The sequence below is a fragment of the Xanthobacter albus genome (assembly GCF_043194895.2).
GTDB lineage: Bacteria > Pseudomonadota > Alphaproteobacteria > Rhizobiales > Xanthobacteraceae > Xanthobacter.
Window position 1 is genome coordinate 797,852 of sequence record NZ_CM195532.1, and the last position, 24,552, is coordinate 822,403.

At 66.0% G+C, this 24,552-nt stretch carries 25 protein-coding genes and 1 tRNA gene; 9 read left to right on the top strand and 17 right to left on the bottom strand.

The window, feature by feature from the left end:
• Nucleotides 1-34 precede the first annotated feature (34 nt).
• Together V5F75_RS03520 and V5F75_RS03525 are read right to left on the bottom strand one after the other, a co-directional pair.
• On the bottom strand, nucleotides 35-352 hold the full coding sequence (locus V5F75_RS03520; RefSeq protein ID WP_394033114.1) for a hypothetical protein: 318 nt from the start codon (nucleotides 350-352) through the stop codon (nucleotides 35-37).
• 62 nt (nucleotides 353-414) lie between these two features.
• Nucleotides 415-606 carry a DNA-binding protein gene (locus V5F75_RS03525; protein ID WP_238123355.1) on the bottom strand — a complete coding sequence of 64 codons (192 nt, stop codon included), beginning with the start codon at nucleotides 604-606 and terminating at the stop codon, nucleotides 415-417.
• Nucleotides 607-766: 160 nt separating this feature from the next.
• Here V5F75_RS03525 and V5F75_RS03530 point away from each other — a divergent pair, with 160 nt between their 5' ends.
• From V5F75_RS03530 to V5F75_RS03540, 3 genes are all read left to right on the top strand, one after another.
• A complete protein-coding gene (locus V5F75_RS03530) occupies nucleotides 767-1,147 on the top strand; it encodes a hypothetical protein (protein WP_394033115.1) in 381 nt (126 codons plus the stop codon).
• A gap of 588 nt (nucleotides 1,148-1,735) precedes the next feature.
• Entirely contained in the window at nucleotides 1,736-2,980 is a 1,245-nt protein-coding gene (locus V5F75_RS03535) for an MBL fold metallo-hydrolase (protein WP_394033116.1), read from the top strand.
• Nucleotides 2,981-3,880: a hypothetical protein gene (locus V5F75_RS03540; RefSeq protein ID WP_394033117.1), complete on the top strand. Its 900-nt coding sequence runs from the start codon at nucleotides 2,981-2,983 to the stop codon at nucleotides 3,878-3,880.
• A gap of 9 nt (nucleotides 3,881-3,889) precedes the next feature.
• On the opposite strand, the gene V5F75_RS03545 is transcribed toward V5F75_RS03540, so the two are convergent.
• From V5F75_RS03545 to V5F75_RS03575, 7 genes are all read right to left on the bottom strand, one after another.
• Complete coding sequence (locus V5F75_RS03545; protein ID WP_394040904.1) at nucleotides 3,890-4,417, bottom strand: hypothetical protein; 528 nt, start codon at nucleotides 4,415-4,417, stop codon at nucleotides 3,890-3,892.
• A 245-nt stretch (nucleotides 4,418-4,662) separates the two neighbouring features.
• Nucleotides 4,663-5,169 carry a hypothetical protein gene (locus V5F75_RS03550; RefSeq protein WP_394033119.1) on the bottom strand — a complete coding sequence of 169 codons (507 nt, stop codon included), beginning with the start codon at nucleotides 5,167-5,169 and terminating at the stop codon, nucleotides 4,663-4,665.
• Nucleotides 5,170-5,737: 568 nt separating this feature from the next.
• The gene (locus V5F75_RS03555) at nucleotides 5,738-5,953 is read right to left on the bottom strand and encodes a hypothetical protein (RefSeq protein WP_394033120.1); all 216 of its coding nucleotides are present in this window, start codon (nucleotides 5,951-5,953) and stop codon (nucleotides 5,738-5,740) included.
• A gap of 28 nt (nucleotides 5,954-5,981) precedes the next feature.
• Nucleotides 5,982-6,428 carry a hypothetical protein gene (locus V5F75_RS03560; protein ID WP_394033121.1) on the bottom strand — a complete coding sequence of 149 codons (447 nt, stop codon included), beginning with the start codon at nucleotides 6,426-6,428 and terminating at the stop codon, nucleotides 5,982-5,984.
• A 133-nt stretch (nucleotides 6,429-6,561) separates the two neighbouring features.
• Nucleotides 6,562-6,975, bottom strand: a complete 414-nt coding sequence (locus V5F75_RS03565) for a hypothetical protein (RefSeq protein ID WP_394033122.1) — start codon at nucleotides 6,973-6,975, stop codon at nucleotides 6,562-6,564.
• 254 nt (nucleotides 6,976-7,229) lie between these two features.
• A complete protein-coding gene (locus V5F75_RS03570) occupies nucleotides 7,230-7,583 on the bottom strand; it encodes a hypothetical protein (RefSeq protein ID WP_394033123.1) in 354 nt (117 codons plus the stop codon).
• Between the two features lie 52 nt (nucleotides 7,584-7,635).
• Nucleotides 7,636-8,646, bottom strand: a complete 1,011-nt coding sequence (locus V5F75_RS03575) for a helix-turn-helix transcriptional regulator (RefSeq protein WP_394033124.1) — start codon at nucleotides 8,644-8,646, stop codon at nucleotides 7,636-7,638.
• Nucleotides 8,647-8,827: 181 nt separating this feature from the next.
• On the opposite strand from V5F75_RS03575, the gene V5F75_RS03580 reads away from it, so the two are divergent.
• A complete protein-coding gene (locus V5F75_RS03580) occupies nucleotides 8,828-9,073 on the top strand; it encodes a helix-turn-helix domain-containing protein (protein ID WP_234050711.1) in 246 nt (81 codons plus the stop codon).
• A 47-nt stretch (nucleotides 9,074-9,120) separates the two neighbouring features.
• Here V5F75_RS03580 and V5F75_RS03585 read toward each other — a convergent pair whose 3' ends face one another.
• The 7 genes from V5F75_RS03585 to V5F75_RS03615 all read right to left on the bottom strand — a co-directional run bounded on the left by V5F75_RS03585 (nucleotide 9,121) and on the right by V5F75_RS03615 (nucleotide 18,533).
• The gene (locus tag V5F75_RS03585; protein WP_394033125.1) at nucleotides 9,121-9,822 is read right to left on the bottom strand and encodes a hypothetical protein; all 702 of its coding nucleotides are present in this window, start codon (nucleotides 9,820-9,822) and stop codon (nucleotides 9,121-9,123) included.
• 64 nt (nucleotides 9,823-9,886) lie between these two features.
• On the bottom strand, nucleotides 9,887-10,912 hold the full coding sequence (locus tag V5F75_RS03590; RefSeq protein ID WP_394033126.1) for a hypothetical protein: 1,026 nt from the start codon (nucleotides 10,910-10,912) through the stop codon (nucleotides 9,887-9,889).
• 242 nt (nucleotides 10,913-11,154) lie between these two features.
• Nucleotides 11,155-13,323, bottom strand: coding sequence for a calcium-binding protein (locus V5F75_RS03595; RefSeq protein ID WP_394033127.1), 2,169 nt, complete (start codon nucleotides 13,321-13,323; stop codon nucleotides 11,155-11,157).
• Between the two features lie 522 nt (nucleotides 13,324-13,845).
• The gene (locus V5F75_RS03600) at nucleotides 13,846-15,033 is read right to left on the bottom strand and encodes a tyrosine-type recombinase/integrase (RefSeq protein ID WP_394033128.1); all 1,188 of its coding nucleotides are present in this window, start codon (nucleotides 15,031-15,033) and stop codon (nucleotides 13,846-13,848) included.
• 541 nt (nucleotides 15,034-15,574) lie between these two features.
• Nucleotides 15,575-17,104, bottom strand: a complete 1,530-nt coding sequence (gene hisS, locus V5F75_RS03605; protein ID WP_394033129.1) for a histidine--tRNA ligase — start codon at nucleotides 17,102-17,104, stop codon at nucleotides 15,575-15,577.
• A gap of 444 nt (nucleotides 17,105-17,548) precedes the next feature.
• Nucleotides 17,549-17,624, bottom strand: a tRNA-Lys gene (locus V5F75_RS03610).
• A 144-nt stretch (nucleotides 17,625-17,768) separates the two neighbouring features.
• On the bottom strand, nucleotides 17,769-18,533 hold the full coding sequence (locus tag V5F75_RS03615) for an SDR family NAD(P)-dependent oxidoreductase (RefSeq protein ID WP_394033130.1): 765 nt from the start codon (nucleotides 18,531-18,533) through the stop codon (nucleotides 17,769-17,771).
• 318 nt (nucleotides 18,534-18,851) lie between these two features.
• On the opposite strand from V5F75_RS03615, the gene fabI reads away from it, so the two are divergent.
• From fabI to V5F75_RS03640, 5 genes are all read left to right on the top strand, one after another.
• Nucleotides 18,852-19,616, top strand: a complete 765-nt coding sequence (gene fabI / locus V5F75_RS03620) for an enoyl-ACP reductase FabI (RefSeq protein ID WP_394033131.1) — start codon at nucleotides 18,852-18,854, stop codon at nucleotides 19,614-19,616.
• A 91-nt stretch (nucleotides 19,617-19,707) separates the two neighbouring features.
• A complete protein-coding gene (locus V5F75_RS03625; protein WP_394033132.1) occupies nucleotides 19,708-21,120 on the top strand; it encodes a bifunctional enoyl-CoA hydratase/phosphate acetyltransferase in 1,413 nt (470 codons plus the stop codon).
• Between the two features lies 1 nt (nucleotide 21,121).
• The gene (locus V5F75_RS03630) at nucleotides 21,122-22,333 is read left to right on the top strand and encodes an acetate/propionate family kinase (protein WP_394033133.1); all 1,212 of its coding nucleotides are present in this window, start codon (nucleotides 21,122-21,124) and stop codon (nucleotides 22,331-22,333) included.
• Nucleotides 22,334-22,550: 217 nt separating this feature from the next.
• Nucleotides 22,551-23,204, top strand: a complete 654-nt coding sequence (locus V5F75_RS03635) for a CoA transferase subunit A (protein WP_394033134.1) — start codon at nucleotides 22,551-22,553, stop codon at nucleotides 23,202-23,204.
• Nucleotides 23,204-23,902, top strand: a complete 699-nt coding sequence (locus V5F75_RS03640) for a 3-oxoacid CoA-transferase subunit B (RefSeq protein ID WP_394033135.1) — start codon at nucleotides 23,204-23,206, stop codon at nucleotides 23,900-23,902. The genes V5F75_RS03635 and V5F75_RS03640 overlap by 1 nt, the downstream gene beginning before the upstream one ends.
• A gap of 105 nt (nucleotides 23,903-24,007) precedes the next feature.
• On the opposite strand, the gene V5F75_RS03645 is transcribed toward V5F75_RS03640, so the two are convergent.
• Nucleotides 24,008-24,322, bottom strand: a complete 315-nt coding sequence (locus V5F75_RS03645) for a hypothetical protein (RefSeq protein WP_394033136.1) — start codon at nucleotides 24,320-24,322, stop codon at nucleotides 24,008-24,010.
• Between the last annotated feature and the right edge of the window lie 230 nt (nucleotides 24,323-24,552).

Below are 24,552 nucleotides of genomic sequence, written 5' to 3' on the forward strand. Positions count from 1 at the left end.
GAGGCTGATGGTGTTGTGGCGGGTGAGGGGTGGTTCAGGCGGCCTTCGGCGGCCCGAAGGGTCCCCACGGCCCCGGATTAAACTCCGGCATGGGTGGAATCTCAGCGCGGCTGCGCCCAAGGAGCCCGAGGACGGCGTCAAGACCCCGTGCGGCCAGCAGTCCGTCGCCCTCACGGAGGATGCGGCCGACTCCGGGATAATAAGTGAGGTCCTGCACCTGGAACTCGGTGAAGTCCTCGTCCGCAGTGAATGGAATGTTGAGGCAGAGCATCACTTCGATGAAGTCTTCCGCGTCCGTCACCTCGCGGTAATAGGCCGCAAGTTCGGCGGCCTGGGCGTCTTCAATGTTCATGGGAGAAACTCTCCGCGTGGGTCGAAGATGGGGTGGCGTGATGGCTGGCCTATCCGGCGCACTCACCCGGCGCCGCTGGGCAGGGCGTCCAGCCAATTGCGCGCCGCATCCATGGTGATGAGGGTGCGCCGGCCCACCTTCTTGATGCGGAGCTTGCCGCACTCGATTTCCTTGTAGGCTAAGGTGCGGCCGATGCCGGCCCACTTGCAGAACTCAAGAATGGAAAGGGCGCCGTGCCCGTCTGCCTGTGCCATCGCGATCTCCGTTGATGTGGCACTGGCCCATATAGAAGCGGCTTTTCCGCTGACTCATCGCAGGCGGATAAAAATTGGCGCGCCCGGTTCTGACGAAGCTGGCGATTACGCTCCCGCTGGGCTGCACCTGCTTGGGAGTGCAGCAGGAGCGGAGGCCAGCGTGGCGCGAATTCTGCGATCAGCGACAGTTTTAGGTATTTTAGTAGTGCTCTGTACGGCCGAGGCCTCCGCGCAGCAGGGCGTGACCTACGGCCGCTGGGCCGACAATCCGGCAGGGTGCGGCGACACGCAGCATAGCGGCGTCGTGAACTTCGAGGGGTTCGCCTTCAACAAGCTCGCCTGCCGCACGAAGACGACACGGACCTTCTATGGCGGCGAGGAGCGGGTGATGACCTGCGACATTGGCGAGACCAAAGGCAGCGAAGGGCTTCTCACCTTCGTCCGCACGTCCGACGCAACCCTGGAACTGGAAATGCACATCTTTGCCCCGGCGGCGCCGATCAACGGCCGGATCGCGCTTTTCGCGTGTCCGGCCCGCTGAGGCGGTGGATCGCCGTCATTTTTCGCGGGAGCGACCCTCCCATCGCGCTCTGGCTGCGGGGCGAGAAAGCAACGACCGAAAATGACGTGGCATGGGGGCATCATCCCCAGATCGGCTTCCCGTCAGAGGAGGAACATTCATGAGCATGATCGCTGTTGTCTTGATGCTTGCTGGTGCTCTTGTCCTCGGCTTGTTCCTGGCAAGTGCAGCCATGGGAGAGGCGCTGAGGGCCGGAGATCGTCACCATTGAAGGGGCCGGGCTCTTTCAACAGGTGAGAGCTAAAAATGACTCGGATTATTTCGCAGCATTCACTGTCGAATTGCATGCACGAACGCTGTTCTCAAATACCACTGCAACCGCGCCAGCAGGGGCGCAGCGGGATTTGATCCCGGCCAGCTGCCCAATCACACTTTTTGCGTGCGCAGGCGCCGGAAATCATCCTGCTACGCCCAGGATTGACGTAGGTGTGTGGTAACCGTTCCGACCCACGTGTTGATAGGGGGCGGAACATGCGCGCGACAGGACGATGGCGGGGTGGGCGGACGGACGCGGCGGTTCTTGCCGCTGCCCAGCTCTGAGGCCCGCTCATGCGTGTACGCATTCATCGCGGGACGAAGGAGATCGGCGGGACGGCGGTGGAGCTGGAGGCCGAGGGGCAGCGCCTGCTGCTTGACTGCGGCCTGCCGCTCGATGCTGAGCCCGATGCCCCTGTCGTGCTGCCGGAGGTGGCGGGTCTTGCCGCGCCTGATCCGTCCTTGCTCGGGGTCGTGCTCTCCCACGGCCACCGCGACCATTGGGGGCTGCTCGGCCACGCGACCGGGGCGCCTCAGGTCTTCATGGGGGCGGGAACCGAGCGCATCCTCGCCGCTTCGTCCTTCTTCATCAAGGACGTGCCGGCGCTGCAGGCGACGGTCCATCTTGAGGATGGCCGGCCGCTCGCCATTGGTCCCTTCACCGTCACGCCCCATCTGGTGGATCATTCCGCCTTCGATGCCTATGCCCTCACGGTGGAGGCGGGCGGGCGGCGGCTGTTCTATTCCGGGGACATCCGCAGCCACGGCCGCAAGGGCGCCCTGTTCGATCGGCTGGTGAACCGCCCGCCCAAGGACATCCACGTGATGCTGATGGAGGGCTCCAGCCTCGGCCGGCTCGATGAAGAGGTGCGCTTTCCCACCGAGGCCGAGATCGAGACGGAGCTGACGGAGGTCATCGGCCGTACGCCTGGCATGGTGCTGGTGGCTGCCTCGGCGCAGAACATCGACCGGGTGGTGACGATCTTCCGCGCCGCCAAGCGCAACGGCCGCACGCTGATGGTGGACCTCTACGCGGCCGAGATGCTGCACGCCACCGGGAAGGACACCATCCCGCAAACCTCCTGGTCGGAGGTGGCGCTGTTCACGCCCTGGCACCAGCGGGTGAAGGTGAAGAAGGCCGAGCGCTTCGACCTGATCGAGCGCCACAAGGCCGGCCGGGTGTTCCCGGAGGACCTCGCCGCGCACCCTGAACGATACGTCGTGCTGTTCCGGGGCAGCCTGCTCGATGACCTCGTGAAGGCTCAGTGCCTGGCTGGCGCCCACGCCGTCTGGTCGCAATGGGCAGGCTATCTGAAAGATGAGAAGACGGCCGCCCTCCTCGCGGCGCTGAAGGCGCAGGGCATCGGCTTCGAGGTCATCCACACCTCGGGCCATGCGGCCATCCCCGATCTGAAGCGGCTCGCCGGCGCCATCGCGCCGCAGGCCCTGGTGCCGATCCACACCTTCGAGGCGGATCGGTTCCCGTCTTTGTTCGAGAATGTCGTCGTGCGGCGCGACGGCGAATGGTGGGAGGTGTGAATGGCTGAGTTCAAGCGTGGCATTCGCAAGGATGGCATGATCGAGGCTTTGGCCGAGCTGGCGAAGCAACCCGGCTGGTGGCGGGATGTGCTCCACGACAAGAGCCTCGTCATCGGCGTGCGGGACGACTATCTCAACGTCTATTGGCGCGGGCAGTCCATCTTCAAGGTGGAGATGAAGCATGACCGCATCATCGCCACCACCCATCCGAAGTATCTGCTCGATCCCGACCTTTCCGGCCAGGTGGCGCTCGACACCGAGACCGGCGCGTTCGCGCTGGACGGCCTCGATGCCCTGACCCGTACCTATGTGCCCGGCGAGACGCTGCCCAAGCTGAAGAAAGCGGCCGCTCTGTTTGCTGGGGACGAAAAGGCGGGCGTTCAGGCCATCGTCAATGCCAATCCCAACGTAGTGGATGTGGAGATCGCCTTCCCCGCCGAGCCGGGCAGCCGCAGCGCACCCCGCATCGACATCGCCACCTTCAACGAGACCGATGCAGGCGTGAAGCTGGTGTTTTGGGAGGCCAAGGTGCTGGGCAACCCGGAACTGAGCACATCCGGGGAGAAGAATGTCGTCACGCAGATCGATAGGTACGTGAAACGGCTGATTCAGAGCAGAGCAGTTGTCATCGAAACCTATCAGACCATTGCCCGCAATCTCGTCTCCATTGCCGAGATGAGCGGTGGCGCCCGCACGGTTTCAGAAGTGGTGCGCAAGGTGGCGGAGGGCGCGCCCCTCACACTCTCTCCATCCCCCGACGTGCATCTGATTGTGTATGGATTCGACAAGGACCAGCGTGACGGGGCCTGGAAGAAGCTAAAGGCGATCCTTGTCGAAGAGTTCAAGGACAAGAATATTGCGATTCAGGCTTATGGGAAGCCCAGCGACATCAAGCTATAGTTCCGCAGCTTACGCGGTTGCGGCAATCCCCGCTTCCAGCGCCCGCATGAGCTGCTCTGCGTCCGCCCCAGCCCGGTGCCGGGGCGGTGCTGCCTCCAGCGCGGCCATGGCACCCTCGCGGTGCGCTTCGGGCAGACCGAGCAGAAGGGCGGACCAATTGCCAAGTGCAAAGCTCGGCTTCAGGTTGCTGACGCTGAACAGGGTGCGCAGCCAATAGGCATCATAGGGTCCGCCGTCGCACCAGACGAGACCACTGCCCAGCCTCTCATTGAGCGCAGCCGCGACATCCTGCGCGGCCATGCCGGCCGAAAGCTCGCTCATGGCGATGCCATGGACCCGGCGTGAAGCCAGGCTCCAATGACCAAAGCTGCGCCAATCGTCGGTGGGCCGGATCAGAGTGGACCAGACGGTGATGGGAGCGTCCTTCCGAGGCCACACGGCCACGCCCACCTCGATGGGATAGCTGCCCTCCTCCAGGGAACTCGCCTCGAAGTCGATGATGCGCACGGGCCAGGAGAGGGTCATATCGTTCGCCATCCTTATCGATCTCGTGGTTCTTGACGACACGTCTGCAGGCCTGAGCTGGAGCTCGTGGCGCATGCGCAGGGACCTCTCTTTGCAGAAGTCCATGAGAAATCTTGTCTCTTTCCAATGTGTTACGGAGGCCAAAATCGGCTGGAAGCTTAAGATGAACTGGAGCGGGCGGGCCGCCCCGATGCCTTGAACCTCGCGTCACCAGAATGGGCACCGAAGCCGAAGCGGGCCCGCTCGGGTGGGGGCGGTCAGACGGCTGGGTCCTCGTTGGATGTGCCCAAAGTCGGTGGAATCTGAAGCGGCGCGTTGTAGAAAGAGAGATCTGTCTTGAATTCCGTGGCTGCCAGCGGCAGGTAGAATTCCTGCAGGATACGCTGCTCGCAGTACGGTGTCAGGAGCTGAGGATCAACAAAGACCGTGAATGCTCCACGGTTTTGATCGTACACAACCCGACCGCGCGGCCAATCATTCCAGGCCCCTTCCAGGTAGAGAGATTTTTTATAAGAGGGCCACGCTTTAATATGCTCTGTTGGCTCATTCCAGTAATGCATTGTCTGCTGGGCTTCTAGCCAGGGTGTAGCCAGAGACAAGAGCACAAACCTGCCGAATACCCTGGTCACCCAGAACATGGCGACCTGAGGCACCTCCGCTTCACGAAGGGAGGCCTTATGAAGCGCATTTTCGTGGAAACTGGCGATGACGGAGCGCAACGACTTTTCCTCGTCGGGGGTCGTCGGGAGTCCTGTGAAGGTCATCTAGAGGCCTTTCTCTGAGAGAGCTTGAATCTGTGCGCGGCAGTGGGCGGGCAGCGGTCAGACGGCTGGGTCCTCGTTGGATGGGCCCAAAGTCGGTGGAATCTGAAATTTTGCGTCGTAGTGCGGGTCCGGTAAGAACGTCGTCGCATCAGGCGGCAGAGATAACTCTCGTAGAAGATGGTGCCTGTAGTATAGTGTCAGGAGCTGTACGTCGGCGTACACTGTGAACTGATGCGTAGGCTCGTGATAAAGCACGCGGCCACGCGGCCAATCCGCCCAATCGCCTTCCAGTTCGTACTTAAGTTTATACCCAGGCCACTCTTCTATATGGGAATGTTCCTGAACCCAGTATTCCATCATTTGCTGGGCTTCTGGCCAGGGGGTTGATCTTGACAGGAGCCTGAATTTGCCCAAAGTGTTGATGACCCAGAAGAGGCCCACCTCTGGGGTGCCGGCCTGCCGGAGTGCCGCCCTCCGCCGCTGCTTGGCTTGAATCTGTTCAATAATAACACGCTCAGCCTCATCATCTTCCTCCGCAGGATCTACGGGAAGTCGGGGCAAAGACATTTCAGCGCCTTTCTTTGGCGATCTTGACCTGGCGCACCGCCTGCCAGTCATTCGCAGACTGCGGTCGCGTGCGAGTGAACTCAATGGCTTGCAGCTTGCGCCGGGCGGTCTTGTCCTCGGCCAGCCTGCGTGCTGTTTGAGCTGCGCCATAGCTCGCCCAGCGCGCACGAAGTTCTTTCTTCGTTGAGGGCGTTGAAATTCGATATTTTCCCATCATCTTATGGACGCTCGAACCAGCCTGAAGCTCAAGATGCGCCGGAGCTGGCGGGCTGGCCCGAGACCTTGAATTTCGCGCCGCTGTAATGGGCATCGAAGGCGAAGCGGGTTCGCTCGGGTGGCAGGCGGAAAGCTTCGAGGATCGCTGCACGGAAGCCATCGCCGGCCAACTGCCGGTCGATATAGGCGGTGAAGACTTCATCGCGCACATGATAGACGACGCGCCCGCGCGGCCAGTCTTCATATTCGCCCATGAGCTTCAGCCTCTTCCGCAGCCTCGGCCAGAAATCGTAATGGGCCATCGCCTCGGTTTTGAAGTCGCCATAGTCCTCCGCCTCCGGCCACGGTGTGCGGCAGGTGAAAAGCTCGGGGCGGCCCGCCTGCATCACGAACCAGAAGATGCCAACGCAGGGAATAGCATCAGCGGGGTCGGAAGGGGCAGAGCCGATGCCAGTCTGTTGCTTCGAGGTCATCATGAAGGGCTCCCGCGCGGTCGCGAGTAAGGGTGGAAGGCGGCGCACAGGGCACCGTGAGGCGCGGGGCTATTCCTTGGTATCGACGCGGGTGGCCACGGCAGAGCGAGCAGGAGAAAGGGGAACCCGCGATGCTTCACTTCGCCGCCGTCCCGTGGCTGCCCGCCGGGCAGAAATGATAGGTCGTGGGATCACCGGCCCCGGATGCTGCCGTGTCGCTATCCCGCGTCCTCACGATCAACATATCGGGAGGCTGCGGCGTGAGCTCATAGATGCGCGGTGAGAACTCGCCTTCGCTCTCGCACTCCATCTTCAGGATATAGGAGGCGGAAAGGGGCTGCACCGACCGGATCTTGCAGTGATTTTCGTATTGGTGCAGTTCCGTTTTGTCGATGTAGAGGTGATCCATCCCGTCGGAATCGTCGCAGCCCCCATATTCACCAAAGGAATAAAGACCGGGCCGGATCTGCGCCAACGGCCCCTTCTGCGCAAAAGCCGGGCTGATGAAGCCAATGGCCAGGACAGCCAGGGCCGGGAGAGCGAAGGCCATGGGTCGTGCGATCCTCGGATGCGATGCCATTCTGGGACCTCTGTGATGTCGCGGAACGTGTCGGTACCCTTGCGAAGAGCAAAAGGGCGGCTTTGCATTCACGATGCTTGCTCAGCGTGAGGAGCAACGGCTTCGGCAGAAGACTTTCTGCCTTCGGCACTGCCTGGCGCGGTGACGACGCAAGCGGGAAGCTACTCACGCAGCTCAGAAGATGAAGTGCCGAGGGCGGTCGCCGGTCGCGGCGATGCCATGCACTACCGGGACTTCACGGTGGTGCAAAACTCCTTATTGAACGCCGAGTAAGTGGGGATTTTCTTGGTCTCACAAACCTTAAGGCAGATTCCATCAAAGTTCTGACGATCGCGAACCGTGAAGATGTTATCCAGCGCGCTCAATCCCCGCTGCGTCGACATGGACATATCGCTGGTGTCGGTGCAGTCGGTGAGGTTCTTGCACGCGTCCAGAGCCTGCCGATGCAGCCACCTGCACTCTTTGTCGGTCCATCTTTCCACGTCCGGGACGACGATCTGCGCCGACACGCTTGCTGGGAGCAACAAGGAGAACAGTGCGAGTGCGATCAGGGAGGCACGCTTTGGAAAAACCGACATTGTGACCTCGTTGCTGTTCGATGCCGTTACGCCCCCAGGGCGCACCCTGTATTCAGGTTGCACGCTCAGTTTGTGACAGCAAGCTGCGCAGACGTTCCGGCCGCACCGCCTCCACATGGTCACGCCAGGGGGCCAGAAAATGCGCCAGCTCCATGAGACCACCCGCCTCTAAGGTCACCTGAAGGCGCCCGTCTTCCAGCTCTCGCATCTCCTGCGTCGGGTGGAAGGCGGTGCTGCGGGCCTCGGCGGCAGCGGCGGGAGCGAACAGCAGCTCGATGCGCTCCGGCTCTTCCTGGAAGAAGCCAAAGGAACGGTCCGCGTAGGCCCGCAGGTCGAACCCTTCCGGCCGGCGGCCGGGCTCGTCCAGCTCGGTGACATGGTCGATGCGGTCAAGCCGCAGCAGATGGGGCTTCGGCCGGTCAAGAAAACCCGAAACGATATAATGGCGCGTGCCCAGGATGAGGCCGAACGGCACGAGGCGATAGAGGTGCGGCTCTTCCTCCCCGATCTTGCGGTAACGGACCTCCACCGCGCGCTCGGCTAGAAGGGCGTGGCGAATGGTTTTCAGCACCTCGGGCCGGCAGAGCTGCGCGGGGCCGGGCACATGGGCCCACACTTCCGTGCTCAGATGGGCCTCGATATCCGGGTCAAGGCGCAATGCCTCCTTCGGCAGCAGGGCCGCGCCGATCTTCCGCTGGAGACTGCGGAGCAAGGTGGCCCGCGCAGGATCGCGGGCCTGCATGGCCTCGGCGAGATTGGTCAGCTCCGCCAGCTCTTCCGCCGTGGGCATGGTGAGGAAGCTGAAGCCTTTGGGCAGCGGCAGGCGATAGCGGACTTTCTTGCCGCCGGACTCGTGGTCTGGTGGGCGCTCCAGCTCGCCGAAGACGTCCTCCACCAGATCACGCATGCGCTCGGCGGTGCGGCGGGACAGCCCGTATTCCTGCTGGATGTCATCGATGGTCCGGCCGCTGGTGGTCGATGCCAGGTACAGCGCCAGGTCCAGGGCGACCCTGACCTTGCTGAAGCGACTATCGTCCGTGGAGGTCCCGTCCTTGGTGGCCATGAGATGAATCCGCCCTTTCCGTTCCGCCTTCCGCCCGCCCGTGCCTGACGTCGCGGCGCCGCAACTTGAGGGCGAGTGAGTGGAGGCACAATGCGGCATTTTATCTGAAATCTCGATTATCCGAAAAGTCGATTAACTGACCGGCTCCCGTTGAAACCCCGCTGGGGATCGGAAGCTCGATGTGCCGCGTGACCTGCGCCAGCCCCGCTATGCCTGCCTGCGCCAATTGGTGATCGAGGCCCGCAAGACGGCCGGCCTCACCCAGGCGGCCGTGGCCGAGCGGCTGGGCCGTCCGCAATCCTATGTGGCCGACATCGAACGCAACGAGCGCCGCATCGACGTGATCGAGTTCCTCGCTTTGGCCGAAGCCATCGGCGTCGACCCCTTGGGCCTGCTCCGGCAGGTGCGCGACGTGCCGGCCGAGTGAGATGGCGTGGCGGCCGGGGCCCGGGAAAGTCCCGCTTGAGCGGTCATCTAAAGCGGCATCCAGAAGCGCTTGGGTCCTCCGGAGTCCACATAGATCCGTCCCGTGCGGCGTTGACCGTGGTGATCATTGAAGCTCACCTCGTAGGAGGTGACGTCATCGCCATCTGCCAGGGGATCGTAGGTATCGACGACCAGGCAGTGGCCGGCGGGAAGGCTTGGAAAGCTCCCGGTCGAAACCGAGGTTGTGAGCGGCCCGCCTGTCTCGGGATCGGGAAGCTTCGCGGTGAAGCCGGCTGACCCCCTCTCGATCTCGGTCAGTGGCGCCGCCCCCGGATTGGCAAGGCAGACGGAGAGGCGCCTATCATCCCCGTGCCGCCGCAGCCATAAGGCCACCTGCTCGCCACGACCCACCGGACAGCGGATGAAGCTGCCGGGCGGCTCAGGCGTGCGCGGGAGGAACTCCACCGGCACGCTGGAGATATTCGGCACGAACGGGTTCCCCCGGCCGATAGCCTCGACGCTGGCGATGAGCAAGGTCGCGCCGTCCGCATTGCAGGCCCGTTGCGCCGCCGCCAGGGCCGGACGCACCAGCCCGCCGTCATCCGTTTCGCAGAACTCACCGACGACAGTGACATCGCGCTGTGCGAGATCGGCCGCGACGGCGGCTTTCTGCTCATCCAGCGCCGCCGCCGAGGCCACGGGCTCGCCGGGGCGTGTGCGGTAATAGACCACGATCTTCTTGGCGGACATGCGGGACATCCTGGAAACGGCGGAACGGTTGCGGCGATGGACGGGAGTACCTTCTGTCGTCGTGCTATGAAGCCAGCCCCCGCGCCTGGAGGTTGGACCGCAGCCCTTCGACCCCGCCGAGGTCCCGCACCACGATGCGCACGTCGAGGGGCCACGCCCGCGCCAGCTCCAGGGCGCGCAAGATGGCGTCGTTGATCCAGCGGTCGTCATTGCCGAAGGCCCCGCCTCCGAGCCGGGTCAGGTACACGCGTTGCGAAGCGCCGCGCGCGAGGTTCTCCAGGGCTGAAAGCAGCGTCGCCTCATAGGCGGCCTCCAGCACAAGCCGGGCGAAAGTGATCCAAAGGGCCTTGGGCACGCTGGGCTGGTAGCTCACCGGCAGCGCCGAGCAGAAAGCCTGCGTCACGTTCTGGCCCGGCGTCTCGGGCTCATCCGTCACCTCCACATCGGCATGGACCCCGATCCGCAGCAGGCCACGCAGGGTGTCCAACCCTTCGGCGTCGAGACCCGCCACGGCCGCGTCGATGGCGGCGAGGCCGTCCTTCGTGCACAGGGCATAGCCGTTGCGCATCTCCCACAGCTCGCTCACGGGGCGGCCGGTCAGCGTGCCGAGCCGGGCGCCGAGGTCCGCCAACCCGTCGAGCTGCCGATCGCGGGTCTGGCCGATGCCGCCGGCCACGGGGGCGAAATAGTTGCGGAAGATGGTGGCCGCGCCGGCTGCTATGGCGCAGGCTGGCCCCTGGGTGGGGTCACCTTCGTAACCGGCGACGCCATCCTCGGGGGTGACGCGGTAATCCATCATCTCCAAGAGGTTGAACTGGGACGCCACCTGGAACAGCGCCCCGGCGCTCTCCTGCCGCCGATGCAATCTCCGGGCATCTGCCTGGATGAAATCCACCTTCAGGCCGCCCGTGTCGCCCGGCACCCCAGCGCGGCGCCGCAGCTCGTCCAGCGACACCAGCTCCAGCGTGCCGATGCCGAAGGAGCGGCCATTGGCACGCGAGTGCAGGCGACCGTCACGGACCTCAAGCCGGTCCTTTGTGTCCTGATACCCACCCTCTTCAAAGCCCGTCAGTGTGCGAAACCAGCTCATGCGACCCCGTCATGTGGCGTGCCGGACGCTCCGCCCGGCAGATGTCTGCGTTTCTCTCGTGGGTTGAACTTATACACCCGCGCTACGTCAATTCCGGTCACAGGTCGAATGGGGCGTGAGACGAGCTGTGTGGCTTCAACAGATCGGGAGCCGCAAACGCGGCTGCGATCCGCTCGACCTCATCGGAAACCGTGCTGACGCAAGGGGCTGAAGGCGGTGCGAAGGCACCGCCCCCTTCGCCCTTACAGAACGATGTTGCCCGCCGCGAGTGACGACACCCCCGTGAGCTTGACGGAGAGGTCGGCGGTTCTGTCCCCGTTCACATCGGCCTGAAGCACGCCGCCTGCGAAGCGCAACTGCCCCGCCGTGCCCGAGAAGGCCCGCGTGCCGATATAGACAAAGGCGTCGTTCTCCTTCGTCGCGCTCCGGGCGTCGAGGGCGGACAGATCAATCTTGTCCTTCGCCGTGGCGGAGAAGTCGGAGATCGTATCGGAACTCTTCACGGTGGAGTCGGAGAGCGCGGTATAGACGAAGATGTCGGCGCCGCTGCCCCCGACGAGGGTGTCCACTCCGGCGCCGCCATAGAGCTTGTCGTTTCCGGCCCCGCCCTTCAGCGTGTTGGCCCCGCCATTCCCGGTGATGACGTTGGCCCCGGTGTTGCCCACACCGCTGATCGCCGCCGTGCCCGTCAGCGTCAGCCTCTCGACGTTTGCAGCCAGGGTGTGAGAGACCGAGGACTTCACGAGGTCGGTACCCGCGCCGGAGGTCTCCACCACCTTGTCCTTGGCGCTGTCCACCACATAGGTGTCGTTGCCGGCGCCACCCTCCATCGCGTCGTTACCGGTGCCGCCATTGAGGGTGTCGTTGCCCGCACCGCCGTTCAGGGCATCGTCACCGTCATCGCCGTTCAGCGTGTCGTTGCCGCCCGCGCCCACCAGATTGTCTTTCCCGGCACCGCCATCGAGCCGATCATCGGCGCCGATGTCGGCCTCCCAGTCCCCATAGAGCCAGTCATTGCCATCGCCGCCGAGCAGGTGGTCCTTGCCGTCAGCTCCGATCAGGGTGTCGTTGCCCGTGCCCCCGTTCAGGGTGTCGTTTCCGGTCCCGCCGTCCAAGGTGTCATTGCCGGCGCCACCATTGAGGGCGTCGTTGCCCGTGCCGCCATTCAGGCTATCATTGCCATCGTCGCCGTTCAGTGTGTCGTTGCCGCCCGCGCCCACCAGATTGTCGTTTCCGGCACCGCCATCGAGCCGGTCGTCGGCACCAATGCTGGACGACCAGTCTCCATAGAGCCAGTCATCGCCATCGCCGCCCAGCAGGTGGTCCTTGCCGTCGGCTCCCGTCAGGTTGTCGTTGCCTTTGCCGCCGGTGATGGTGTTGTCCAAGGCATTGCCGGTTCCGGTGAAGGCCGAGGCCCCGGTATAGGTCAGGTTTTCCACATTGGCGCCAAGGGTATAGCCGACAAGCGCCGTGCGCACCGTGTCAGTTCCGCCACCTGTGGCTTCGACCACGACATCCCCGTAGGAATCCACCACATAGATGTCGTTGCCGGTGCCCCCGATCAGCGAGTCGATCCCGGCCCCCCCGTCCAGCGTGTCGTTGCCGGTCCCGCCGTCGATGGTGTCGTTGCCGGCGCCGCCGGCGAGGCGGTCATTGCCGGCATAGCCGTAGATGCTGTCGGGGCTCCCGTCGCCCGTGAGGGTGTCGTTGCCGCTCGTGCCATAGAGGCTGTGGACCGCGTTGGTTCCCGTCACGACGAAGTCCGCGTTCGTCAGCGCAAGGCCGGTCGAGAGCGTGGCGAACTGGATTGCGGCCCCGGAACCCGAGCCGTCCGCATCATAGAGAAGAGCGCCGGTACGGGAATCGTAGATGATCCGGTCGCTGGCATCATGGGCAGCCGAGCCAATGTAGAACTTGTCGGCGCTCAAGGTTCCGGTGCTGGAGAGAGCAGAGAAGATGTAATTGTCCAGTTGGATCGTGTCATCCCGAACAGAAAAATCGGTGATGATATCGGCTTCTCCGATAGATCCGATAGCTGTATTGAATACAAATATGTCACGTCCAGCGCCACCGGTGAGGGTATCGTTGCCAAAGGAGCCGCTGAGGATGTCGTTTCCGGCGCCGCCGCTCAGGACGTCGCTACCGGCGCCGCCATCCAGCGCATCGTCGCCAGCGCCACCGTCCAGGATGTCGTTGCCACCGCCGCCATAGAGGCTGTCATTGCCGTCGCCACCATTGACGACATCGTTGCCCGCTTGGCCCTCGACCCAGTCATTCCCAGCGCCGCCATCCAGCGTATCGTCGCCAGCATAGCCGAGGACGGTGTCGGAGCCCCCCAGGCCGGAGATGGTATCGTTTCCGCTGCCGCCCGAGAGGGTCTCGTTCGCATCCGTGCCGTTATACGCCGCCATGATCTATGCCTTCTGAAAATCAATTGGAAAAACCGCAGCACATGGCCGGGAGAGCGGGACACACGCCTCTTCACCGGCGCCGCACGGGGCTTCAATCCAAGCCGCTGGTGGGGAATGTCGCTCTTGGCGCCGTGGCATAGCGTTGCGGAAGCTTGGTCACGAGTTGGGACGTTGCATCGGGCCGAATTTCTAGATGCCGATCGCGTGGGGCGACACCAGCTGAGGCGCGCCGACCCCGCGTCTCGTAATACTCGGTCTTTTCAAAGCCCGTCAGTCTGCGAAACCCGCTCATGCGCCCCCCATGTCCTGCTGCACGCCAGGATGTTACCGACCCGGCGGTCACCCGCGTTTCTCTCGTGGGTTGAACTTATACACCGGCGCCACGTCAATTCCGGTCGCAGGTCGGGCGGGTCACGTGGGTTCTGCAAATCGGTGCCGCTATCGCAGGACCGATGCCCTCGATTCATGCGGACCGAGAAAGCCGGTGCTGGAAGCGGGCCAGTGGATGGCCCCGCTCGCCCATCATGCTTCGATGTCACCGTCTGCCGCGATCGCCGGTTCCGAAGTGCCGGGCTTTTGCGCCAGGAAGGTCGCCCATGCCTGCATCAACTGGCGCCGTTTCTCGAGCGCATCCGCACGTCGGTAGGCGCGCTCCACGGCGTCACCGACGGTGTGGGCGAGTGCCGCCTCCGCCACCTCGCGTGGAAAGGGCGTCTCCTCGCCCGCCCAGTCCCGAAAGGACGAGCGGAAGCCATGCACCGTGTCCTCGACCTTGAGCCGCCGCAGCAGCATGTCCAGCGCCATCACCGACAGCGCCTTGCCCGGCTTTCCTCCGGGAAAGATGAAGGCGTCGCCCTCAGGGTTCTCCTGAAGCTCCTTCGCGCGCCGCAGCACATCCAGGGCGGATTCGGACAGGGGCACACGGTGAGCCCGCCCGGCCTTCATGCGGTGCGCCGGAACCGACCAGACCCTGGTGTCGAGATCAATCTCCGACCAAACGGCCTCTCGGATTTCCCCGGAGCGCGCGGTGGTCAGGATCAGGAACTCAAGCGCAAGGCTCGATGAACCCGCGAGGGCGTGCAATCGCGTCATGAAGGCGGGCACCGCCGAATAGGCCATAGCGGCGTGGTGACCGCGCTGGAGCTTCTGGCGTTTGGGCAGGAGGCTGTCGAGATGGCCACGCCAACGGGCGGGATTTTCGCCCGACCGGTCGCCTCTGGCCTTGGCCGCATCCAGGACGCGCTCAATGCGTCCGCGCAACCGGGAAGCTGTCTCGCTCTTGGTGGTCCAGATGGGCTTCAGCACCGAGAGCACATCCTCGGTGGTGATCTCTGCAACCGACTTGGACCGCAGCGGGGCGGCATACTCCGTCAGGGTCATACGCCACTGTTCGAGGTGCTTGGTATTCCGGAAGCCGGGGGCGATGTCGTTCACCAGGGCGTCCGCTGCCTCGCCGAACGTGGGAATGACCCGCTCGCTCCGCTTCAACTGCAAGGGATTGACGCCCTCCGCCAGCTTCGCCCTGGCCGCATCCGCCAACTCCCGCGCCCGCGCGAGGGAGACATCGCGCGCCGAGCCAAGCCCCATTTCCAGCTGCCGGCCATCCCATCGGAACAGGAAGATCCACCGCCGACCGCCATTGGTGGAGATGGACAGGTAGAGGTTGCCACCATCGGCATGGCGTCCGGGCGTGGTCAGGGTCGCCACCATCCGTGCATTCAGTCGCTTGGTTTCACGCCCCATCCCGCTGCCCCAGCATCTGCCCCAGCGCTGAGCCGGGATTGTAGCGGACGACACGGAACGCCGACAAACGCCAAGTGCTATAATCCACTGACTCTCATATATTTTCTGTACGTTTGCGGGAATGCAGGGATGTCTGCGGCATGAAGTAGGTCGGACCCCCTCTCCGCCAGCACTCCAATTTCGACGAGAAGTAAGTTCTGCCGAGGCAACCGCCCTGGGGCGCTCCCGGGAGTCGGCCCGCATTCTGAGTGCGGTCGCCGTGCGGGAACGCCCCTGACGGCGGACTCCCGCGTCCTGATTGATCCAGGTCCGGGACAACGCCGAGGTGGCGCCTCGGCATGCTGCGGCCGAGGTGCGCCCTTCGCATGCTCCCCCGCCCCGCACACTCAAAGGTCAGCGCGCAACGGCTCTGGCATGGGTTTGCGCATCGTTTTCAGCATGCGCGCCGGCACAGGCTCCGCCCCGGAGCCCTGCCCGCCGGCGCGTGGGGCGAGGCGCCGTGCCGGCCTCAGTCGTCGAGGCCGAGGGTCGGGGCGGCGCGGCGTTCCAGGATGTCGCGGATGGCGGCCACCAGCTCCGTCTCCTTCACCGCGAGCTGGGCGGGGCGGGCGGCGCGGTATTCGGCATTGTCGGCGATGGAGGCGGCGATCCGCGCGCCCTCCACCAGGTCCTTGATCTGGACCTCGCCCGCCGCCTTTTCGTTGGAGCCCTGGATCACCACCGCGGGGGCGCCGCGCTTGTCGGCATACTTCATCTGCGCCTTCATGCCGCCGCCGCCCTGGTACATCTCGGCGCGAATGCCGTTGGCGCGCAGGTCCGACACCATCTTCATGTAGTCGGCGATGCGCGCCGGCTCCTTGTCCATCACCAGCACCACCACCGGGCCCAGCTCCGCCTCGCCGTCCATCTTGCCGAGGAAGGCGAGGGCGGAGAGCAGGCGCGACACGCCGATGGAGAAGCCCGTGGCCGGCACCGTCTCGCCCCGGAAACGGGCCACGAGGCCGTCGTAGCGCCCGCCGCCGGCCACCGAGCCGAAGCGCACCGGACGGCCGTCCTCGTCCTTGATCTCGAAGGTCAGCTCGGCCTCGTAGACGGGGCCGGTATAGTATTCGAGCCCGCGCACCACGGAGGGGTCGATCTTCACGCGGTCCTGGTAGCCGGCGGCGGCCACCAGGGCGCGGATGAGGTTCAGCTCCTCCATGCCGGCGAGGAAGGCGGCGTTGCTGGCGAGGGCGGCCGCGAGCGCCACGTCGCCGGAAAGCTCCACCTTCACCCCGTCGGCATCGGCGGAAACGCCCTCGCCGGTGAGCATGGCGAGCACCACGGCGCTCTGGCGGTCATCGAGCCCGGCGCCCTTGGTGAAGTCGCCACTTTCATCCTTGCGGCCGGCGCCGAGCAGCAGGCGCACGCCCTCGACGCCGAACTTGTCGAACTTGTCGATGGCGCGCAGCACGGTGAGCCGGCGCGCGGCATTCTCCTCGCCGCCGAGGCCAATGGCCTCCATGACGCCGTCGAGCACCTTGCGGTTGTTGACGCGGATCACATAGTCGCCGCGCGGCACGCCCACCGCCTCCAGCGCGTCGGCGGCCATCATGCAGATCTCGGCATCGGCGGCGACGGAGGGCGCGCCCACGATGTCGGCGTCGCACTGCATGAACTGGCGGAAGCGACCCGGGCCGGGCTTCTCGTTGCGAAACACGTAGCCGGCGCGGTGCGAGCGGAACGGCTTGGGCAAGGCGTCGTAGTGCTCGGCCACGTGGCGGGCGAGGGGCGCGGTCAGGTCGTAGCGCAGGGAGAGCCACTGCTCGTCGTCGTCCTGGAAGGAGAACACGCCCGCGTTGGGCCGGTCCTGGTCGGGCAGGAACTTGCCGAGCGCGTCGGTGTATTCGATCGCCGGGGTCTCCAGCGCCTCGAAGCCGTAGAGCGCATAGACGGCGCGGATGCGCGCCAGCATGGCATGGGTGGCGGCAAGCTCCGCGCCGGTACGGTCGGCAAGGCCGCGGGGCAGGCGGGCCTTCGGCTTCAGATCTTTCGCCATGACACTCTTCAACGCTCGTCTGGAATAGGGAATCGAACGGGGTCTTAGAGGACGGGGCCTTGCCGAGCAAGGCGCCGCCGCGACGGACAGGCCAGTGCGGCGCCCATATCTCCCGTCCCGACGGCGCCCTGCCATCGGTCCGCTCGCCCGGCTCATCGCCGTGGCGCAAGCACCTGCGGCGTCTCGACGAAACGTGGCTTGCGCCGCTCGAAGACCGGGGCCGATGGCATGGCCGCACATCGCACCGCCGCCACCCGGCTTCGCCATTCCGCGCGCTCCACGCACCCGCAGAAGCGCCCACCGCACGGCAGCGGGGCGTGGCGGCTCTCCGCAACGCACCAAAGCCGTTCATGGGCAGGCGGGCCGCCGGACATGAAGGGCGACTCCCCACGCCTCAGGCTATCGCCTGAGCGCGTCTGCCGCGGATTTATTGATTTTGTGAAGTGGTGGGCGCACTAGGGCTCGAACCTAGGACCCGCTGATTAAGAGTCAGCTGCTCTACCAACTGAGCTATGCGCCCGTCCGAGGTGCCTCGGAAGAGGTCGCCGATGTAACAAGCCGCCGCGGGCCTGGCAACCCCTTTCGCATGGGAAAATGCGCAGACCTGGGGATAACTCACCGCGGCGGCGCCCCGCGGCGGCCGAAAACATGGCGGACGCGCAGCCTAGAGGGAGGAGACAAGATGCCCGCCATCCACCACCAGCGACGTGCCATTCATGTAGGCGGAGGCTTCCGAACACAGGAACAGGAGCGGCCCCGCGAGGTCCTCCAGCCGGCCGAGCCGGCGGCTCGGGATGCGCCGCACCAGCGCCTGCCCGGCCTCGGTGTCGAAGAAGGCGCGGTTGATGTCGGTTTCCACGTAGCCGGGGCACAAGGCGTTGGCGCGGATGCCGTGGCGCGCCCATTCGAGCGCCATGGAGCGGGTGAGCTGCACCAGCCCGGCCTTGGAGGCCGCATAGGCCGCCACCTGCCCCGCCACCCGGTGGCCGAGGATGGAGGCGACATTGACGATGACGCCCCCGCCCTGCCGCTCCATCTGCCGCGCCGCCCCCTGGGCGCAGAGGAAGGCGCCCTTGAGGTTGGTGTCGACGATGCGGTCCCAGCTGTCCTCGCTCATGTCCATGAGCGGCACGGTGGCGGTGACGCCGGCATTGTTGACGAGCACGTCGAGCCGCCCGAACGCGCCGACCGTCGCGGCGACGCCGGCCACCACCGACGCGGCGTCGGTAACGTCGAGCGCCAGCGGCAGGGCCGTGCCGCCGGCGGCGACGATGCGCCCGGCGAGCGCGGCACACGCCTCCTGCTTGCGGGCGCCGAGGGCCACCTTGGCCCCCGCCGCCGCCAGCTGCTCGGCGAAATATGCCCCGAGCCCCTGCGATGCCCCGGTGACGAGCACCGCCCGCCCTTCCAGCGAGACCTGAAACCCCATGGACGCCTCCCGTGCGTTCCGCCCGCCGGAGCCGCGTGGAGCCGCGGCCCGTTTTCTGAACGAGCGCTCGCTTTTTTACTGGACCCGGAACCGCCCCGCAAGCGCCGCCTCCCGCACCCCGCCGCGCGGCGACGTATTGGCGGCGTCCGCGCCTGCTCTTCTTCGCTGTGGAGGAAGGCTCCACGAAACGGAGAAGCTTTCGGCAGATTTGTGCTAAGCACAATTCCGTACTTGCGCATGCTGCAGTGCCGTCATCCATTTGCAGTGGATTTGCTCTAGGCGTGAGCGCCGTGCAAAGCAGCCGGGAGAGGGTCTCTCATGTTTTCGCTGGCCGGACAAAAGGCGCTCGTCGTGGGCGTGGCGAACGATCAATCCATTGCCTGGGGCTGTGCGAAGGCCCTCCGCGAGCAGGGCGCGGACTTGGCCATCACCTATCTCAACGACAAGGCCGAGCACCATGTGCGGCCGCTGGCGGAATCGATCGGGGCCGAGCTGATCCTGCCCCTCGACGTGACCGACGACATCCAGCTCGAGGCGGTCTACGCCACCATCGCCGAACGGTGGGGCCGGCTCGACACGGTGCTGCATTCCATCGCCTTCTGCCCGCGCGAGGACCTGCACGGGCGCGTGGTTGATTCCTCGCGCGAGGGCTTCGCCATGGCGATGGACGTGTCGGTGCACTCGTTCCTGCGCATGGTGCGGCTCGCCGAGCCGCTGATGCGCGCGGGCGGCACCTGCATGACCGTCTCCTTCTACGGCTCCGAGAAGGTGGTGGAGAATTACAACATCATGGGCCCGGTGAAGGCGGCGCTGGAAGCCTCGGTGCGCTATGTCGCCGCGGAGCTGGGCGAGAAGCGCATCTCGGTCCATGCCCTCTCGCCCGGACCACTGAAGACCCGCGCCGCCTCCGGCATCGCCGAGTTCGACGAGCTGCTGGAGCTTGCGGCCGCGCGCGCGCCCACCCACCTGCTCGCCACCATCGAGGACGTGGGTGCCTATGCCGCCTTCCTCGCCAGCCGCGAGGCGGCCAACGTGACCGGCGGCGTGCACCTCATCGACGGCGGCTACAGCATCATCGGCTGAGCGCCGCCGCGCCCGCCTTCCCGGCCAGCCGGCGCCAGACCCGGAAACGAGCGTTTCCTCTCGGACCACTCCAAGGTAAGGTTCCACCGCAATGATGCGCGAAAACAAGACCTTCGACGAGCTCAAGCCGGGCGATAGCGCCGAGCTGCGCCGCGCGTGCACCACCGACGACCTCATCGTCTTCGCCAACGTCTCCGGCAACCACAATCCGATGCACCTGCCGAACCAGGACATCGACGGCGACGGCAAGGAAGACGTGGTGGTGGCGCCCTCCATGTGGGTGGGCTCGCTGATCTCCGCGGTGCTGGGCAACGTGCTGCCCGGCCCCGGCACCCTCTACCGCACCCAGGTGTTCCGCTTCCACGCCCGCGCCTCCGCCGGCGACGAGCTGGACGCCAAGGTGACCGTGATCGACAAGGACCCGGACGGCTCGGTGCGCCTCTCCACCGAGGTCAAGCGCGTCGCCGACGGCATGCTGCTGCTGGAAGGCGAGGCCGTGGTTCAGGCGCCCAAGGCCAAGTACACCTACGAGGAGCAGGAGCTGCCCGGCCTCGTGGTGCAGCGCCACCGCCACTTCGACGCCCTGCTGGAACGCGCCGAGAGCCTGCCGGCCCTGTCGGTGGCCGTGGTGGCGCCGGAGGAGCCCGCCTCCCTCGGCGGCGCGCTCCTGGCCATGAAGGAAAAGCTCATCACCCCGATCCTGGTGGGCAGCGCGCGCAAGATCGAGACCGCCGCCAAGAGCCTCGGCCTGAGCCTCGACGGCGTCGAGGTCTTCGATGTCCCCGAACACGCCGCGGCCGCCAACAAGGCCGTGGATCTGGTGGCCGACGGCCGCGCCCAGGTGCTCATGAAGGGCCACCTGCACACGGACGAGCTGCTGAAGGCCGCCCTGCGCAAGGAGCGCGGGCTCCGGATCGGCCGCCGCTTCACCCACATCTTCGTCATGGACGTGCCCGGCCTCGCCCATCCCCTGCTGGTGACGGACGCCGCCATCAACATCGCGCCCGACCTGCTCACCAAGGTGGACATCTGCCAGAACGCCATCGACCTCGCCATCTCGCTGGGCATCGACACGCCCAAGGTCGGCGTGCTCTCGGCGGTGGAGACGGTGAACCCGGCCATCGCCTCCTCGGTGGACGCGGCGCTGCTCTCCAAGATGGCCGAGCGCGGGCAGATCACCGGCGGCCTCGTGGACGGGCCGCTCGCCATGGACAATGCGGTGGACATCACCGCCGCCCGCATCAAGGGCATCCGCTCGCCGGTGGCCGGCCGGGCCGAGGTGCTGGTGGTGCCGGACCTCGACGCCGGCAACATGCTGGCGAAGCAGCTCACCTTCATTTCCCACGCCGAGGCCGCCGGCCTCGTGATGGGCGCGAAGGTTCCGATCATCCTCACCTCGCGCGCCGACGGCGAGAAGGCGCGCCTCGCCTCCTGCGCGGTGGCGGTGGTGCATCAGGCCCGCCTGATGGCTGAGAAGGCCGCGGCCGAAAAGGAGGGCGTGTGACATGGTGCGTCCCGTCGCCCTCACGCTGAACGCCGGCTCGTCCTCGCTGAAGTTCAGCCTCTATGACATCGCCCAGGGCTCGGTGGAGCCGACCCTGATGGCCGTGGGCCAGGTCGACAGCATCGGCGGCAAGCCGAAGCTGAAGGCCACCCTGTCCCCGGCTTCGCCCGCCATCACCCGCGAGCTCACGCTCACCGAGGCGCGCGACCACACCACCGCCCTCGCCACCGCCCTCGGCGTGCTGCGCACGCAGTATCCGGAAGCGCGGGCCTGCGTGGTCGGCCACCGGGTGGTGCACGGCGGCCCGCACTTCGCCGCCCCCGTGGTGGTGACCGACGCGGTGATGCACGAGATGCGCGAGCTCTCGCCGTTCGCGCCCATCCACCAGCCGCACAACCTCGCCGGCATCGAGGCCGCCAAGGCCGCCTTCCCCGAGGCGCTGCAGGTGGCGTGCTTCGACACCGCCTTCCACCGCGCCCACCCCAAGGTGAACGACGTCTTCGCCCTGCCGCGCGAATATTACGACAAGGGCGTGCGCCGCTACGGCTTCCACGGCCTCAGCTACGAATACATCACCGGCGAGCTGAAGAGCATCGCCCCGCTCCTGCACGACGGGCGCGTGGTGGTGGCGCACCTGGGCAACGGCGCCTCCATGTGCGCCATCCTGGGCGGGCGCTCGGTGGCGTCCACCATGGGCTTCACCGCCCTCGACGGCCTTCCCATGGGCACCCGCTGCGGCCAGATCGATCCTGGCGTGATCTTCTACATGGTGCAGCAGGAAGGGAAGACCATCGACGAGGTCCGCGACCTTTTCTATTATAAGAGCGGCCTGCTCGGCATGTCCGGCATCTCCAACGACATGCGCACCCTGGAGGCGGCCGACGTGCCGGAGGCCCACGAGGCCATCGACTACTTCGTGTTCCGCATCCGCCGCGAGCTGGGCGGCCTCGCCGCCGCACTGGGCGGCCTCGACGCGCTCATCTTCTGCGGCGGCATCGGCGAGAACTCACGCAAGATCCGCCGCCGCATCTGCGAGGGCATGAGCTGGATCGGCCTCGAGCTCGACCACGACCAGAACGACGTGGGCGCCCGCGTCATCTCCACCGAGTTCAGCCGCGCCCGCATCATGGTGATCCCCACCAACGAGGAGCTGGTGATCGCCCGCGCCTGCAAGAATCTCCTGGCCGAGCAGCACGCGAAGGCCGCCGAATAGCCGCGGATGCGGCCGGGCGGAACCCTCCGCGCGGTCGCATCCATCGAGCGTTTTCGAGCGAAGTGGAAACCGGTTCGCGTGAAGAAAACGCGTCAACGCAGGAGCCTGGAGCGTTTCCCGATTCCATGAGAAATGGGGAAACGCTCCAGAGCGAAGCCGCCCCGAACGGCGGCAATCCGGCCCGGCCGGACTGCCGCGCGAGACGAGAGGAAACTCCATGAAGAAGGCCATCAAACCGGAAGACGCCGCCGCGCTCATCCCCGACGGGGCGAGCGTGCTCATCGGCGGCTTCATGGCGGTCGGCAGCCCCCTGCGCCTCATCGACGCCCTGGTCGAGCGCGGCGTGCGCGGCCTCACCGTCATCGCCAACGACGCCGGCCTGCCCACCAAGGGCATCGGCCGCCTGGTGCATGCGGGCGCGGTGAAGCACGCCATCATGTCCCACATCGGCCTCAACCCGGAGATCCAGCAGAAGATGATCTCCGGCGAGGTGACCGTGGAGCTGGTGCCCCAGGGCACGCTGGTGGAGCGCATCCGCGCCGCCGGCATGGGCCTCGGCGGCGTGCTCACCGCCACCGGCATCGGCACCCCCGTGGAAGAGGGCAAGCAGGTGGTGGAGGTGGACGGCAGGCGCTACCTGCTCGAAAAGCCCATCCACGCCGATTTCGCCCTGCTCGCCGCCCGGCAGGCGGACTACGTGGGCAACCTCGAATATTCGCTCACGGCGCAGAACTTCAATCCCATCATGGCGCTCGCCGGCAAGACCGTGATCGCCGAGCCGGACGTGATCGTGCCCGTGGGCGTCATTCCGCCCGACGAAGTGCGCACCCCCGGCGTGCTGGTGGATCATCTTCTGGCGAGGGCCGCGTGATGAACGAGATGACAAAGCCGACGCCGGCCGCCTCCGGCAAGGAATGGAACCCCAAGTCCATCATCGCCGCGCGCGTGGCGCAGGAGCTGAAGCCGGGCATGCTGGTGAACCTGGGCATCGGCCTGCCGAGCCTCGTCGCCAACTTCCTGCAGCCCGGCGCCGACGTGTTCTTCCAGGCGGAGAACGGCGTCATCGGCCTCGGCGCGCACCCGCCCGAGGGCATGGAGGACCCCTACCTCACGGATGCCGGCGGCGGCTTCGTCTCCGCCGTACCGGGGGCGGCCTCCATCGACAGCTCCATGAGCTTCGGCCTCATCCGCGGCGGCCATCTCGACCTCACCGTGCTGGGCGGCCTGCAGGTCGACGAGCGCGGCTACCTCGCCAACTGGATGGTGCCCGGCCAGAAGGTGCCCGGCATGGGCGGCGCCATGGACCTCGTGGCGGGCGCCAAGTCGGTGATCGTCGCCATGCAGCACGCCGCCAAGGGCGACCCGAAGATCGTGCCGGAATGCACCCTTCCGCTCACGGCCGCCCGCCGCGTGACGCTGATCGTCACCGAGATGGCGGTGATCCGCCCCACCGACGACGGCCTCGTGCTGCAGGAGCGTGGGCCCGGCGTGTCGGTGGAGGAGATCCTGGCCGCCACCTCCGCGAAGCTCATCGTGCCGGACGACGTGCCGGAGATGGCGCTGGGCTGAGCCCCCCGGGCGCCCGCCCCGGCGGGCGCCTTTCATTCCCAGGAAGGCCCGAGGACGGAGCGCCACCTTCAGCGCCGGGGCACGGTCGTCATCCCCTACCGTCGCTCACAGGTCCACGTAGATGAACCTGTCGGCCTTGAGCGTGGGATAGTTCGCCCGCAGCGCGGCGACGAGCTTGCCGATCAGGGCCTTGTCCCCGGCGGCGGAGGGGCCGACGAAGTCCGTGCCCGCCATCCAGGTCTCGAAAAAGCAGTGCAGGGTCTCGTCATAGTCCGCCCCGGTGGGGTCCGCGGTCTTGTCGGCGAGATCGGCGATGCCGGAGGCGCTCACCTCCAGCCGCCAGTCGCGATCGTCCGACACCGAGGCAATGAGGCGGGCAAGGTCGGCGTCGGTCCATTCGGTCCTGAGATCGAGGGGCATGGCAATCTCCGCTGCGGGCGCGCGACATCCTCTCCGCGCGCGAATGGCAATGCCCGACTTCAAGCAATTTCCGGTCCAGCGGGGGGGGGGATGCCTCTTCCGGCCGCCGGCGCCAGCATCCGACACCCGCCGACCTCTTATCCCAATGGCCCGCACGGTATCCTCATGGACCTGCGGTCAAGCCCGCTCGGCGTCGTCCAAAGCCTAGAACGATGGTAAGATGATGGGCG

Excerpts from the sequence above, each read along its gene's own strand:
- V5F75_RS03570 (WP_394033123.1), bottom strand. The coding sequence starts at position 7,583 with ATGTCGGTTTTTCCAAAGCGTGCCTCCCTGATCGCACTCGCACTGTTC.
- V5F75_RS03550 (WP_394033119.1), bottom strand. The coding sequence starts at position 5,169 with ATGACCTTCACAGGACTCCCGACGACCCCCGACGAGGAAAAGTCGTTG.
- V5F75_RS03545 (WP_394040904.1), bottom strand. The coding sequence starts at position 4,417 with ATGGCGAACGATATGACCCTCTCCTGGCCCGTGCGCATCATCGACTTC.
- V5F75_RS03600 (WP_394033128.1), bottom strand. The coding sequence starts at position 15,033 with ATGGTGGCGACCCTGACCACGCCCGGACGCCATGCCGATGGTGGCAAC.
- V5F75_RS03575 (WP_394033124.1), bottom strand. The coding sequence starts at position 8,646 with ATGGCCACCAAGGACGGGACCTCCACGGACGATAGTCGCTTCAGCAAG.
- V5F75_RS03630 (WP_394033133.1), top strand. The coding sequence starts at position 21,122 with ATGGTGCGTCCCGTCGCCCTCACGCTGAACGCCGGCTCGTCCTCGCTG.
- V5F75_RS03595 (WP_394033127.1), bottom strand. The coding sequence starts at position 13,323 with ATGGCGGCGTATAACGGCACGGATGCGAACGAGACCCTCTCGGGCGGC.
- V5F75_RS03540 (WP_394033117.1), top strand. The coding sequence starts at position 2,981 with ATGGCTGAGTTCAAGCGTGGCATTCGCAAGGATGGCATGATCGAGGCT.
- V5F75_RS03635 (WP_394033134.1), top strand. The coding sequence starts at position 22,551 with ATGAAGAAGGCCATCAAACCGGAAGACGCCGCCGCGCTCATCCCCGAC.
- V5F75_RS03555 (WP_394033120.1), bottom strand. The coding sequence starts at position 5,953 with ATGATGGGAAAATATCGAATTTCAACGCCCTCAACGAAGAAAGAACTT.
- V5F75_RS03535 (WP_394033116.1), top strand. The coding sequence starts at position 1,736 with ATGCGTGTACGCATTCATCGCGGGACGAAGGAGATCGGCGGGACGGCG.
- V5F75_RS03565 (WP_394033122.1), bottom strand. The coding sequence starts at position 6,975 with ATGGCCTTCGCTCTCCCGGCCCTGGCTGTCCTGGCCATTGGCTTCATC.
- V5F75_RS03590 (WP_394033126.1), bottom strand. The coding sequence starts at position 10,912 with ATGAGCTGGTTTCGCACACTGACGGGCTTTGAAGAGGGTGGGTATCAG.
- V5F75_RS03560 (WP_394033121.1), bottom strand. The coding sequence starts at position 6,428 with ATGATGACCTCGAAGCAACAGACTGGCATCGGCTCTGCCCCTTCCGAC.
- hisS (WP_394033129.1), bottom strand. The coding sequence starts at position 17,104 with ATGGCGAAAGATCTGAAGCCGAAGGCCCGCCTGCCCCGCGGCCTTGCC.
- V5F75_RS03615 (WP_394033130.1), bottom strand. The coding sequence starts at position 18,533 with ATGGGGTTTCAGGTCTCGCTGGAAGGGCGGGCGGTGCTCGTCACCGGG.
- V5F75_RS03640 (WP_394033135.1), top strand. The coding sequence starts at position 23,204 with ATGAACGAGATGACAAAGCCGACGCCGGCCGCCTCCGGCAAGGAATGG.
- V5F75_RS03525 (WP_238123355.1), bottom strand. The coding sequence starts at position 606 with ATGGCACAGGCAGACGGGCACGGCGCCCTTTCCATTCTTGAGTTCTGC.
- V5F75_RS03520 (WP_394033114.1), bottom strand. The coding sequence starts at position 352 with ATGAACATTGAAGACGCCCAGGCCGCCGAACTTGCGGCCTATTACCGC.
- V5F75_RS03585 (WP_394033125.1), bottom strand. The coding sequence starts at position 9,822 with ATGTCCGCCAAGAAGATCGTGGTCTATTACCGCACACGCCCCGGCGAG.
- fabI (WP_394033131.1), top strand. The coding sequence starts at position 18,852 with ATGTTTTCGCTGGCCGGACAAAAGGCGCTCGTCGTGGGCGTGGCGAAC.
- V5F75_RS03645 (WP_394033136.1), bottom strand. The coding sequence starts at position 24,322 with ATGCCCCTCGATCTCAGGACCGAATGGACCGACGCCGACCTTGCCCGC.
- V5F75_RS03625 (WP_394033132.1), top strand. The coding sequence starts at position 19,708 with ATGATGCGCGAAAACAAGACCTTCGACGAGCTCAAGCCGGGCGATAGC.